The 13,808-nt window shown below is 47.4% G+C and carries 11 protein-coding genes; 10 read left to right on the top strand and 1 reads right to left on the bottom strand.

Annotation, left to right across the window (positions count from 1 at the left end):
• The first annotated feature begins 202 nt into the window (after positions 1-202).
• From HUG20_RS09940 to hfq, 7 genes are all read left to right on the top strand, one after another.
• Positions 203-682 (top strand): Dps family protein, encoded by a 480-nt coding sequence (locus HUG20_RS09940; protein ID WP_200084229.1) that lies wholly within the window; start codon positions 203-205, stop codon positions 680-682.
• A gap of 258 nt (positions 683-940) precedes the next feature.
• Complete coding sequence (gene cotE / locus HUG20_RS09935; protein WP_200084227.1) at positions 941-1,585, top strand: outer spore coat protein CotE; 645 nt, start codon at positions 941-943, stop codon at positions 1,583-1,585.
• 651 nt (positions 1,586-2,236) lie between these two features.
• Entirely contained in the window at positions 2,237-4,813 is a 2,577-nt protein-coding gene (gene mutS / locus HUG20_RS09930) for a DNA mismatch repair protein MutS (RefSeq protein WP_200084225.1), read from the top strand.
• A gap of 212 nt (positions 4,814-5,025) precedes the next feature.
• Positions 5,026-6,903 carry a DNA mismatch repair endonuclease MutL gene (mutL, locus tag HUG20_RS09925; RefSeq protein WP_200084210.1) on the top strand — a complete coding sequence of 626 codons (1,878 nt, stop codon included), beginning with the start codon at positions 5,026-5,028 and terminating at the stop codon, positions 6,901-6,903.
• Between the two features lie 285 nt (positions 6,904-7,188).
• Positions 7,189-8,052, top strand: coding sequence for a class I SAM-dependent methyltransferase (locus HUG20_RS09920; protein WP_200084208.1), 864 nt, complete (start codon positions 7,189-7,191; stop codon positions 8,050-8,052).
• Positions 7,988-8,938, top strand: coding sequence for a tRNA (adenosine(37)-N6)-dimethylallyltransferase MiaA (miaA, locus tag HUG20_RS09915; protein WP_200084206.1), 951 nt, complete (start codon positions 7,988-7,990; stop codon positions 8,936-8,938). The genes HUG20_RS09920 and miaA overlap by 65 nt, the downstream gene beginning before the upstream one ends.
• Before the next feature lie 24 nt (positions 8,939-8,962).
• Complete coding sequence (gene hfq, locus HUG20_RS09910; protein WP_200090467.1) at positions 8,963-9,196, top strand: RNA chaperone Hfq; 234 nt, start codon at positions 8,963-8,965, stop codon at positions 9,194-9,196.
• Positions 9,197-9,231: 35 nt separating this feature from the next.
• Here hfq and HUG20_RS09905 read toward each other — a convergent pair whose 3' ends face one another.
• Positions 9,232-10,212, bottom strand: coding sequence for a tyrosine-type recombinase/integrase (locus HUG20_RS09905; protein ID WP_200084204.1), 981 nt, complete (start codon positions 10,210-10,212; stop codon positions 9,232-9,234).
• A gap of 117 nt (positions 10,213-10,329) precedes the next feature.
• Between HUG20_RS09905 and HUG20_RS09900 the strand changes: the two genes are divergently transcribed.
• Genes HUG20_RS09900 through HUG20_RS09890 form a run of 3 tightly spaced genes read left to right on the top strand, consistent with a single transcriptional unit; the run spans position 10,330 to position 13,753 of the window.
• Positions 10,330-11,217: an AAA family ATPase gene (locus HUG20_RS09900; RefSeq protein WP_200084196.1), complete on the top strand. Its 888-nt coding sequence runs from the start codon at positions 10,330-10,332 to the stop codon at positions 11,215-11,217.
• A 26-nt stretch (positions 11,218-11,243) separates the two neighbouring features.
• Complete coding sequence (gene hflX, locus HUG20_RS09895; protein WP_246476688.1) at positions 11,244-12,497, top strand: GTPase HflX; 1,254 nt, start codon at positions 11,244-11,246, stop codon at positions 12,495-12,497.
• A complete protein-coding gene (locus HUG20_RS09890; RefSeq protein ID WP_200084187.1) occupies positions 12,497-13,753 on the top strand; it encodes a methionine gamma-lyase family protein in 1,257 nt (418 codons plus the stop codon). Before hflX ends, HUG20_RS09890 begins: the two co-directional genes overlap by 1 nt.
• Positions 13,754-13,808 lie beyond the last annotated feature (55 nt).

Below are 13,808 nucleotides of genomic sequence, written 5' to 3'. Positions count from 1 at the left end.
CGGATAGCTGCCATGTGCAAAACACGCATGGCATTTTTTTCGTAGATATTTTAAATTCGTGGCATATTTTTTCTGTCAAACGGGAATGGAATAAGTAGAAAGACATTTATGATAATGGTTGTTTTTTTATAATGATTATAATATAATAGGTATTGTAATCACAAACAACCATAAAATGAAATGAACAGAGGAGGCAATAAAGATGGCAAAACGACAAGCAACTGAAATTAAAGGGCAAGCAGGACGAGTATTGGAACAAGATTTGAATCGGGAACTCGCGAATATGCAAGTGCTATACGTAAAGGTGCTCAATTATCACTGGTTTATAAAGGGTTCGCATTTCTTCTCACTTCATGAAAAATTTGAAGAACTGTATAACAAAACGAAAGACTACATCGATGACTATGCCGAACAAATGCTGGCCATTCAAGTAAAACCGTTGGCAACGATGAAAGATTACCTCGCTAATGCAACCATTGAAGAAGCTTCCGGTAGTGAAGAAGAACAGGAAATGGTAGAAACTTTGGTTGCTGATTTGCAATATGTAAGCAATCAACTCTTGGAATTAGTGGATAACCTTGAAGACCAAAAAGCGCTATCCCTCGCTGACGCTGTACAAGATATGGCCCGCGACTACCAAAAAGATGGTTGGATGCTTCGCTCCTATCTAGGAAAAGACTAACGTATTTTTTTAAAACCTGCCTCGAGTGGCAGGTTTTTTTTATCCCGGTGGTAAGCGCCCGTAATCCCCCCGCTTCAACCCCATAAACGGGAGTTTTACGGGCGGTTAACACCCCGATTGCTTTAACTATCCATCATAGAGGATGATTTCCTCTCAAATGGAAGTTTCATTTTATGTCATGAACAAAAAATACGTTCATACATATGAAGAAGAGGCATGCAAACGCCGGAAGTCGATTATTAAGGGAGGGACCGTCACTTGGATCATAAAAAGGAACATTATCGGGAAATCATCACAAAGGCGGTTTGTGGAAAAGGAAAAAAATTCTCGAAGACGACCCATACGATCAAGCCTGCCCATCGCCCATCAAGCATTCTCGGTTGTTGGGTGATTAACCACAAGTACGATGCCAAACGAAAGGGGGACAGTGTAGAGATTACCGGCGATTACGATATTAATGTATGGTACTCTTATGAAAATAACACAAAAACAGACGTGGCGAGTGAAAAAGTATCGTACAAGGAACATGTGCCGTTAAAAATGCGCTCCGATGAAGTAATGACGGATGATTTCGATGTCATCGCGCGAGCAACAAAGCAGCCGAATACAATCGAAGCATCCATTTCCAAGAAAGATAAAGAAGTCAATGTGGAAGTGGAACGGGAGTTTGCGGCAGAACTCGTCGGGGAGACGAAAATCTCTATTCTCGTTCATCCGGATAAAGAAGACGATTATTATCAGGACGTCAAATGGGCGGATCAAGTTTCCGACCAGGAATTGAAAGATGACATTCAGCCTGATTTCCTGGGAAGACGGCCGGGCGATTTTGAATTGCACGGACATTATAAGGAGACGAAGGAGGAAGACAGAAAAGAAGAGACACATGGCGAGAAAAAAGATTGAACGAAGAACGAGTGAAGGGTTTTGTTCCCGTCACTCGTTCTTTAGGTTCCGGGGTCAGAAGAGATGGCTGCCACATCACGGTAGATAGTGGAAAGCGCGTTGTATCGATCGCATGAAAGGGGCCATGGATGCGTATTCCTTGAAAACATTTAGGGTCAACACTAAAATCAATGGTTGATATTCGTGATTAAATATGGCAACACCACTAGCGAGCGAAGGAAAAACACGTAGACTCCTGTGGGAAAGCGCAGGGCGAAGACCCCGCAGGAAAAAAGCGAACTTCTTTTTTTCCGAGGAGGCTGAGCTCGGGGCCCACGGAAAGCGTCGTGTTTTTCCGTAGCGGTCACTACCAATCATAATTGCCCCTAGGTTGTCAGCCATAGATTTTGGTGAAGAGCCAACGTTTATTTCGAACAAAAGTTTACTATCACAGTATGATTGTCGCGTCGAATGTGGGTCCGAAAGGGAACAACAGGGCACAAGCTTGAACGGTATAGGCCCTCTACAGGAGCGAGCAACCTCCATTCCATCCACATGGATGCTCGGCATTTGAATGCCGAGAGGATGTCACCGAATTTTCCTTTTCACTTCGAGCGTATGCACTCCCTATGCTATAATTTGAGTTAGTAGTTTAATAGTGGAGGAATAGCCGTGTCGAAAATTACACCGATGATGCAGCAATACTATGACATAAAAAACCAGTATCCGGATGCTTTTTTATTTTTTCGGTTGGGAGATTTCTATGAACTGTTTTTCGACGATGCCGAATTGGCGGCAAGGGAACTGGAAATTACCCTGACGCGCAGAGGAAAAGGGGAAGACGCCGCTCCCATGTGCGGAGTTCCGTATCATTCTGCCGAAAATTATATCGCCCGTTTAATCGATAAAGGGTATAAAATTGCGATTTGTGAACAAGTGGAAGATCCGCAAACGGCCAAAGGGGTTGTGAAGCGCGAGGTGATTCGTGTCGTTACTCCGGGAACGATCATGGAAGAACGTGCCGTAACGGCAGATGCCAATCATTACATTGCGGCTTTGTCCGGCACGGATCATGAAAGGTTGGCGTATGTACGCACGGACTTAACGACAGGGGAAACCGACGGAGGCATCATCGGTTCCGAAGTGACCGATATCGAAAAGGCGCTGCTCGTGGATGGACTAAGAGAAGTGATCTTTCCGCGCGAAGAGCTTCCATCTGAATGGGAAAAATGGATGAAAACGGCTGCCTTTACGATTTCTTATGAAGAAAATGAGGACATGCCTGATGCTTATCACCATTTATACAATGGCTCAGATCCATCTGTGCGCGCTGCTTTCGGACGAATGCTCCATTATCTGGCCAGAACACAAAAACGTTCCCTTGCCCATCTGCAAGCTTTGGCGACGATTGAGCCGCAGGAATTTTTACAAATGGATGTACATACCAGGCGAAATCTAGAGCTCACCGCTTCCTTAAGAGAGCGCAAAAAGAAAGGTTCTTTGTATCATTTGCTCGACGATACAAAGACAGCGATGGGAAGCCGAATGCTCCACCGTTTTCTGGAACGTCCGTTAGCGAATAAAAGCGAAGTGGAACGGAGGCAGACGCTCGTCCATAGACTTGTGGATGATATGCTTACCCGTGCGCAATTGCAGGATCAACTGAAAAATGTGTACGATTTGGAACGTTTGGTGGGCCGTGTCGCTTATGGAAATGTCAACGCTCGTGAACTCGTGCAATTGCGAACGTCGTTGCAACAGGTTCCGGAAATCGTACAAACGTTGCCTGCGCTAGGTGATGAAGGCGTTCGTCTGATTGAAGATGTGGATGTGTGCGATGCATTACGCGCACGTCTGGAAGCTGCGCTTGTGGATGATCCGCCGATTGCGATCCGCGAAGGGGGGATGATTCGGCGCGGTTTCCACGAAGAACTTGATGAATACCGGGAAGCCAGTGAAAACGGGAAGACGTGGCTCTCCAATCTTGAACATCAAGAGCGGGCAGCGACGGGAATTAAAACGTTAAAAGTGGGCTATAACCGTGTTTTCGGTTACTATATCGAAATCTCCAAAGCGCAGTTGCCGCACACTCCCGATTACTTTGAACGAAAACAGACATTGACAAACGCGGAGCGCTTTATTACTCCCGAATTAAAGGAAATGGAAAATCGCATTTTGGAAGCCGAAGAAAAAATGGGTCAGCTGGAATTTGACCTTTTTAAAAGAATTCGGGAGGAAACGAATGCGTACATTCCCCATCTGCAGCAGCTTGCGCAAATGATTGCTTATGTCGATTGTTTGCAAAGTTTCGCCCAAGTCAGTGAAGAAAGGCGTTTCACGCGTCCGCAATTCTCCGAAACGCGTAAGTTAGCGCTCATAAACAGCCGCCACCCTGTCGTTGAAACAACGTTGGAAAGAGGAGCGTACGTCGCGAATGATGTGCGCATGGATGATGAGCGGGAACAGTTATTAATTACCGGTCCGAATATGGCGGGAAAGAGTACGTATATGCGGCAGATCGCGATCATTGCCGTTATGGCGCAAATCGGTTGTTTTGTTCCTGCGGATGAAGCGACTTTGCCATTGTTTGATAAAATTTTTACGCGTATCGGTGCCGCCGATGACCTTGTCAGTGGCCAAAGCACATTCATGGTGGAGATGCTTGAAACCGAACATGCCTTGAAAGAAGCGACGTCGGACAGTCTCCTCCTCCTTGATGAAATCGGGAGAGGAACGTCTACGTATGACGGCATGGCGCTTGCCCGTTCCATCGTGGAATATATTCATGGGCATATTGGGGCAAAAACGTTATTCTCCACCCATTATCATGAACTGACCATCTTGGAAGATGAGCTGGAGACGTTATGGAACGTTCACGTACGGGCAGAGGAAGAAGCGGGAGAAGTGATCTTTTTGCACAAAGTCGAGGAAGGGCGCGCTGATAAAAGTTACGGCATTCACGTTGCCCAATTGGCTCGGCTTCCCGATACAGTGATCGAACGTGCGCGCACATTGTTGGACACATATGAGAACGTTCCGCAAGAAAACACAAACGATCTTCATGAACAGGTCCCATTGTTTACGTATCAGGAAGAAAAAAAACCGGCTCGTGCCGTTAATGAAAAGGAAACGACCGAACTCGCCAAAGTGACCAAGCAAATCCGAGACACGGATCTATTGAACCTCACGCCGCTCGAAGCGATGCAAGCCATTGGCAAATGGCAAAAACAACTGCGTTCAAAATCATAAGGCTTAAAACGGTATAAAATCCGAACGGGTATGATCCGAGCACTAAGCGTCGCCATGGATCGCTCATGAAGCCCGAACCAGGCCGATCTGGGCATTTAGAGGCATCCATGGGATCATTCATAATGCCAGAAAGCAGAAAAATCGCGTCGAATTCCGAATCGGTCGCCATCGAAAAATTTCATTCAGAACATCACTTAACGGGAGGGGATACAATGAGTGCCATCGTTACGCTGGAAGAAACACTTTCCAATAAAATAGCTGCCGGAGAAGTCGTTGATCGGCCAGCCTCTGTCGTCAAGGAACTGCTAGAAAATGCACTGGATGCGGGCAGCACTCGTATTGATATTGAATTGCAAGACGGCGGTCTATCCCGTATCCATGTGCTGGATAATGGCGCGGGGATTGCCCCTGAAGAGGCGGAGCTCGCGTTTTTGCGACACGCGACGAGTAAAATAAAAAACGAAGACGACCTTCATCACATTCAAACGCTAGGCTTTCGCGGGGAAGCCCTTCCGAGCATCGCTTCTGTTGCCAAGTTGACGTTGGAGACGGCCCAAAATCAAGCGGCAGGCGTTCGCCTCCGTTATCAAGGTGGGCGATTGATTGCCCGCGCAAAAAGCAAGGCGCGTCAAGGCACCTCGGTCCTCGTCGAAGAACTTTTTTTCAATACACCTGCTCGACTGAAGTATATGAAAACCGTTAATACGGAACTTGGGAATGCAACCGATGTCGTGAATCGAGTAGCATTGGCGCGGCCGGATGTTTCTTTTCGCTTGATTCACAATGAACGGCAGGTGCTGTTTACAAACGGCAATGGGGATCGGCGTTCGGTAATATATGCTATTTATGGAAAGCAAGTTGCGGAAAATATGCTGACGGCATCCGGAATCTCCCAGGATTTTGAGATTACCGCCCTGATGGCAAAGCCGGACATGAATCGTGCGAGCCGCCACTATATGAGTGTTTTTATTAACGGGAGGTACATTAAACATTTTCCCTTATTAAAAGCGATCGAAAAAGCGTATCACACGTTACTCCCCATTCACCGCTATCCAATCGCTGTCATCGCGATAACGATGAACCCCACCTTGGTGGACGTCAATGTGCACCCGTCCAAATGGGATGTGCGTATCAGTAAAGAAGAAACCTTGCTCTTGGAAGTAAGTGAAATGATCCGGGAACGTTTGCAACAAGAAACGCTTATTCCGGAGCAAACAGAGCGTGAGCTTCAACGCTTTGATAAACCTCGGGAAGAAGTGAGGGAGCTTCCGCTCACTTTTGCCAGTGAGCGAGAAAAATATGCACCAACATCCTCCAGCGTAAGGGAGGAAGATGACGAACAAAATAAAGAGGAGAGCGCCCCGTCCCTTAAGGAAGAAAATCGTCTATCTGATGAAAAAACCGAGACACAAATCCATGAAGGAGGCGAAGACGCACAACCTCATTATGAAGATATGGAGCACGTTTACGAGGAGCCGAATACGGAATCGGAATCGTCGGAATTGCAACGGATTCCGGTAATGTATCCCATTGGCCAGTTGCATGGTACGTATATTTTGGCGCAAAACGATCAAGGGCTTTATTTGATTGATCAACATGCTGCCCAAGAGCGGATCCACTACGAATATTATCGAAAAAAACTCGGCGATCCCGAACAGATGAGCCAATCGTTGCTCGTTCCTTTCACGATGACATTTACACCGCAGGAAGCAGCCCGTATCGAAGAGCTGGCGTCCGCGCTTGAGGAAATGGGGGTTCAATTGGAGGCATTTGGTGTGCATACGTACCGTGTCCGTGCCCATCCCACTTGGATCCCGAAAGGGGTAGAAGAAGAGACGATTCGGGAACTGATAGCTCAATTGCTCTCCTTAAAACAACCGGATATTCCCGAGTTGCGTGAAGAAGCGGTTGCTTTAACTTCTTGTAAGGCAGCTATTAAAGCCAACCGGCATTTGCGTTCTGATGAAATGTTTGCGTTGTTGGAAGAAATGCGGGCGTGCAAAGACCCGTTTACTTGTCCGCATGGGCGTCCGATTTATATTCACATAACCCGGTATGAACTTGAAAAGATGTTCAAGCGGGTCATGTGAGACGAAAAGTCAACACATCGTCACACTCGTCAACGTTGTCCATCATAATGTTTGTTACAATCAAAGATAAAAGGGAGTAAAAGGAGAGAAATCAATTGTCTGGAATGGATCTCGTCGCAATCATCGGTGTTTCATTTATCGCCGTCGCCGCAGCTGTTATCATGACCTTTGTTATGTTCAAGATGGCATCATCCGATAAAAATTAGTTTAAGCATAGGCGTAGTCAGCGGTGACTACGCCTATTTATTGTTGAGTGCAGGTAAGAATACATGTACACTAGTAGGTATGAAACCCCTTCAAACGATTGTCACGACGAGCCGCTATCCAACGCCGCAAATGCAAACGCGTGCGTGGCAATTGGCCAAACGTTTTCAATGCCCGTATGCAACGCGTTTCAGAAAAACGATGGCAGATTTCTTGCAAAAAGCGGAAGTCGTCTACATGGTCGGGAAAGGTGGGCGGGACAAGTTATACGAGTACAATGGCCATCAGCCGTTTTTTTTCCACCCGAGCATGGCAAAAATACGCGTCCAACGTTTAATGGCCGGCGAAGTTGATGTGCTTATTTCGGCCGCGGGATTACGACCGGGAACCACCTTTCTCGATATGACGCTTGGTTTCGGTGCGGACAGTATTGTCGCAAGCTATGCAGTGACAGCTTCCGGATGCGTCACCGCTGTCGAAAAAAACCCCTATATCGCCGAAGTGGTGGCAAGAGGTTTACACTGTCACCAAGAAGATGTCGAAGCATTGAATGAGGCGATGCGGAGAATATCGGTCGTCCAGCAAGATCATCACGCCTACTTACAATCCGTACCGGCAAATAGTTTTGACGTCGTCTATTTTGATCCAATGTTTTCGCATGCCCGTATGCATTCGGCACATATCGAACCATTACGCGCCTTTGCCGATACAGGTAGCCTTCATGAGGCCGTCATTGAAGAGGCCAAAAAAGTGGCCAAACACAACGTTGTACTGAAGGCAGAGCGAGACAGCCCTCTTTTTGAACGTTTTCGATTTCACAATGTGCGGAAGCATCGAACGGTTTCATACGGAACGATGCACATGGGAGGTGGGCAGGAAGATGAAGAAACCGGTAATTGCGATCGTCGGGCCGACGGCGGTGGGGAAAACGTCGGTCGGCATTGAAGTGGCGAAACATTTCTCGGGAGAAATCATTAACGGGGACGCTTTCCAAGTTTATCGGGGCTTAGACATTGGAACCGCAAAAGTGACTCCAGAAGAAAAAGAAGGCATTCCCCACCACCTCATTGATATTCTCGAACCGACGGATATCTATTCAGCTGCCCGTTTTCGTCAAGATGCCCATCGAAAAATGAAGGAAATAGAGGCTCGCGGGAACCAACCGATCATTGTCGGCGGAACGGGAATGTATATCAAAGGCTTAACCGCTGACTGGTCATTTAGCGGAGTCGCTAGGAATGAGTCCCTTCGCGACCGATTGGAAGCGAGGGCTACAGAAGAGGAAGGAGAAATCCGCCTCCATGATGAATTGCGAAGCCTTGACCAGGACGCGGCCGAACGAATCCACCCTCACAATGTGCGCAAAGTGGTTCGTGCCCTCGAACTGTTATACGCCGATAAACATCCACCGGCTCCCGTTCAAAGCGAAAATCCGAGTGACAAATCCCATCAAGTAACCATAATTGGATTAACGATGGAGCGTGATCTGCTTTATGAGCGAATCGAAGCTCGCGTTGACAAAATGATTGCCGAAGGCCTGCTTTCGGAAGTGCGTGCGTTATATGATGCCGGTATCCGTTATACGCAATCGATGAAAGGGATCGGTTACAAAGAACTCGTGGCTTATCTTAACGGAGATGATTCATGGCCCGAGGCGATCGCGCAACTGAAGAAAAATTCACGAAGGTTTGCAAAAAGACAACTCACCTGGTTTCGAAACAAGGAACAAGTGACATGGTTTGAGGTGGACGAAGATGCAAACCAACATTTGCCCGAAAAAATTACGGCGCACCTTGCAGGGAAATTGACACACATGTCGAATGGTTACTGAAAAGCGAAAGTTTAGGGGGAAAGCATAATGAAAAACATTAACATTCAAGACCAATTTTTGAATACGTTGCGCAAAGATAATATTCCGATTACGCTTTTTCTTACTAATGGATTTCAACTTCGGGGTTATTTAAAAGCATTTGACAATTTTACGGTCGTCATTGATACGGACGGGAAACAACAACTTGTTTACAAACATGCCATCTCGACCTTTGCCCCCAAACAAAATGTGGAGTTGAATTTCGAAACCAATGATTAAAAAGGAAGGCTCCGCCTAATATGGGTGGAGCTTCCTTATTCGGACAGGCCGTCCACGTATTCTTGATAGCGTGTCAACACGAGCGTGGAATGAAGACCGAGCATATCTTGAATGTATTCAAGCGTATGTCCGCGTTTTAAGGCAGACACAATAAAAGTGTGACGAAAATGCCGGGCACTTTTTCCGGATGCTACTCCTGCCCGTTTTGCTTCTTCACGAATCATTTTTTGCATCGCCACGATTGTTAAGCGTTTCGGTTCATCATTTTCATATGACCAGCGGTAGGTCTGTTTTTGAAAGTCAAACGCGACAAACAAAGGATGATTTTGCCCCGGATATGGCCGAACGGGTTTCGGGATCCCTTTTAAATAATGGTTTAAATCCCGGCGGTCTTGCTTGGAAAGTTGAATAGGCCTCGGCAACACTTCGCCGTCGTCCGGGGAAACAGCCATTGTTCCTGTGCCAAAGTTTATGTTATCCAGGCTTAATCCGTGTAATTCCTGCAGTCGCAATCCGTAATGGAGAAGGAGTTGGATCATCGCTTTATTGCGTGGTGCCAAAAGAGGGCGAGCCTGTATCTGCTCATCGCTTAAGCCAAGATCGGATTCGATGCTTGTAAACAAGCGGGAAAGTTCTTTTTGGGTGAATAGATCGTCCTCGCTGATCGTTTCATCCCCTGCGGCGGGAAGGGAAACATTTTCCATGATATTTCCGGTAAGTCCGTGGGTTTGGGAGAGATACTGAAAATAGCGCCGTAAAACGGTTGCGATTCGTTTCGCCGTTTTATGATTGTATTTGCGGGTATCATTGAGAAACATAAAATAATCTTCAATCATCACGGGTTCCAAATGCTGGAGACTTACGTTTTTGTCTTCTGCGTGCAAGGCGGCGAAACGGTAAAAATCCGCGAGGTCGTACGTGTACCTGCGGATGGTCGTAGCTTTCCTTCCCCTGGAAACCAAAAAATCGAGAAAACCGCGGGCTTCTTTTGGCAAATGTTCTGCTTGATTGTTCATAGCGCCTCCTTTCCCGCTCCTCCGACTTCCGAAATGCACACATTGATCCCTTCTTGCGTAAACTATGGGCAGATGCCCTGGTAAATCTGTTTTGACCAGAGAAGCGGAGGGGTTATAATGCATGCGCAAAAATCGAAATCGCGTATACGGGTACTCATTCAAGACCGGGAACGTGATCAACCTGACCCCGATCACTATGTCTTGCAAAAAGCAGAGCAACAGTTGCATACACTCGTTGGTGTCAGTGAACTGAAAACATTTATTCGTGAAATCTATGCCTGGATTCATATTAACCGCTGTCGGGAAAAACATCAATTAAAAACGAAGCAGCAATCGATGCACATGATTTTCAAAGGAAATCCGGGAACGGGGAAGACGACAGCAGCACGTTTACTTGGCGATATGTTTCGGGAATTGGGTTTTTTAGAGAAAGGGCATTTTATTGAAGCGGAACGGGCGGATCTCGTTGGGGAATATATCGGGCAAACGGCACAAAAAACAAGAGAGATCGTGCAAAAAGCCGAAGGCGGCATCCTGTTTATTGATGAAGCATATGCCCTCGCCAGAGGCGGGGAGAAAGACTTTGGCAGAGAAGCAATCGATACGCTCGTTAAAGCAATGGAGGATCAGGCGGCTCCGTTTGTGCTTATTTTAGCCGGTTATTCCAGGGAAATGGAACGTTTCCTTGCCATGAATCCCGGACTCCCGTCCCGTTTTCCGGTACAGCTTGATTTTCCTGATTTTACTTCGGAGCAATTAATGAAAATTGCGGAAGATATGCTCGTGGACCGGGATTATATCTGGACATCGGAAGCGAAAGAAAAGTTGCAGAAAAAAATACATTTGCGTCGTTCGGGGGATGGAGCAAGTGTGTTTAGCAACGGACGTTATGTGCGCAACCAAATCGAGCAGGCCGTTCGCCATCACGCGGTAAGAACCATGCGGGAAAAAAAGGAACACGATAAAGATGCGTTGCGGACGTTAATCGGCACGGATTTTAAATGATTTGGAGGGTCTGGCTTTTGGAAAGAGTGATTGCGACAGCTGTTATCAGCGAAAAAGAAAGCGAGGCAGAAGCATACGCCTCGCTTGAAGAGTTGAAAAGCCTCGTCACTACCGCAGGGGGCACGGTTATGGCAACTACGGTGCAAAATCGACCCACCCCTGATGTATCCACGTATGTCGGAAAAGGGAAGGCCGATGAAATTGAGGGACTTGTGGAAGAATGGGAAGCCGATGTTGTCGTTGTCAACGGGGAATTGTCTCCGCGGCAAGGGCAATCGCTGGCCGCGAGAACGAGCGCCCGTGTCATTGACCGCACCCAATTGATTTTGGACATTTTCGCGGACCGCGCACGCACAAAGGAAGGACGCATTCAAGTCGAGTTAGCGCAACTGACGTATTTATTGCCGAGATTACGCGGGCAAGGCCATGCACTCTCGCGCCTCGGGGGCGGCATCGGCACACGCGGACCGGGTGAAACAAAATTGGAAACGGACCGCCGCCATATTCAAAAAAGAATGGATGAATTAAAGAAGGAGCTGCGACGGATTCGGAAGCACCGTTCCACGCTCCGAAAGCAAAAAGAAAGACAAAACCACCCGCAGTTTACACTTGTCGGGTATACAAACGCCGGCAAAACCACTCTCTTAAACGCGCTGACAAACGAAGAAGCTTTGGCCGAGGACTTGTTATTTGCAACGTTGGATCCGTTAACACGGGCTTTGCGTCTGCCTTCGGGCTTATCGGTAAGAATTAGCGACACCGTCGGGTTTATTCGCGGGTTGCCAACGACGTTGATTGCGGCATTCCGGGCGACGTTGGAAGAAGTATCAGAAGCGGATGTGCTCATTCATATCATTGATGCTACCAGCCCGGAAGCAGAGACGGAAAAACAAACGGTCATGGAGTTATTGGATGAGCTGGGTGCCGGGGACATACCGGTCATCACGGTGATGAATAAAGCCGAAAACCTTGAAGAAGATGGAGTTCCCACCGTAAACGCGGGCCGCCCGAGATTATATGCAAGCGCGCGGGAAAAACAAAATATCGACGATCTGCAAACCGTAATGGAAGATGAATTAATCAAGCAAATGTCCTTTTACTCTATTTCTATCCCGGCCGGCGATGGCCGACGTCTTTATGAGATTCGACATTCGACGATTGTGCGGGAAGAAACATTTGATGAAGCAAACGAGCTGTACAAGCTGCAAGGTTATGCATTTGATCATCATCCGCAAATTGCAGCCGAAAGAAAAACCGATAAAAAGGAAGATCATCGCTAATGGATACAACTGACTTGAACAATGCCTCGAAACTCTCTCGCTGGTTAGCAGAGATTGAGGAAGAATGGATGCCGCTTCAACGAGAAATCGAAGGGATCGTTGAGGCCAATCAAGCAAAAACGCTGAGCGCTTACCGAAAAGAAAATATTTCCGATGATCATTTGCAAGGGTCGGACGGATACGGATACGATGATGCGGGACGAGAAGCGCTCGGCCGTGTGTATGCGCATGTTTTCGGGACCGAAACCGCCATCGTGCGTCCGCAATTTGTCTCCGGCACCCATGCCATTGCCGCCGCTCTGTTCGGCAATTTACGCCCCGGGGATGAAATCGTCTACGCAAGTGGAGACCCGTATGAGACGATGAAAGAAGTGCTCGGACTCGTCGGCAATAGCCCGGGGAATTTCCGTGAATATGACATACAGACGCGCGTGTTGCCGTTAACGCCGTCCGGGGATGTCAATCTCGAACGATTGCCGGAAGTGATCCATGAGAAAACGAAATGGGTGGTCATCCAACGATCAAAGGGTTACGATAAACGTCCGTCGATTCCGGTTCATCAACTTGAACAGCAAATACGCCATATCAAAACCCGTTGGCCACACGTGCACGTGTTTATCGATAATTGCTATGGTGAATTCGTCGAAAAAAAAGAACCGGGACACATCGGTGCCGATTTATTGGCCGGTTCGTTAATTAAAAATCCGGGAGGAGGATTGGCGAAAACCGGCGGTTACATTGCGGGTAAAGCGTCGCTCGTTGAACGGGCGGCGTCTAGGCTGAGCGCCCCGGGGATCGGCTTGGAAGCAGGAGCAACCGGTTCTTTTCTCGGAGAAGCGTTTCAAGGTTTTTTTCTCGCGCCCATGATCGTTGGAGAAGCGTTGAAAGGCGCCCTTTTTACCGCCGCGTTGCTGGAAAAAGCGGGTTTCCAAACAAACCCTCCCCCTTTTACGGCGCGGACGGATTTAATCCAATCGGTTTCGTTTCAAAACGAGGAACAGATGATTTTATTTTGCCAAAACATTCAAAAATACTCCCCGATCAATGCATATGTATCCCCGATTCCCGGTCCTTTGCCCGGCTATGAAGGGAACGTCATCATGGCGGCAGGCACATTTATTCAAGGGGCAAGCATTGAACTGAGCGCAGATGGACCCGTAAAACCGCCGTATACGGCATATGTCCAAGGGGGATTGTCTTTCGCGCACATAAAAATCGCTGTCACACATGCTTTGGATACAGTGATGAGCAATTGATGTTAAGGAACATAACATTAAAATGTAAAAAATATTGACATCTTAATCGGATGCG

Origin of the sequence: Salicibibacter cibi (assembly GCF_016495865.1) — a bacterium.
Taxonomy (GTDB): domain Bacteria; phylum Bacillota; class Bacilli; order Bacillales; family Marinococcaceae; genus Salicibibacter; species Salicibibacter cibi.
This window is presented reverse-complemented; position numbering and strand designations above follow the sequence as displayed.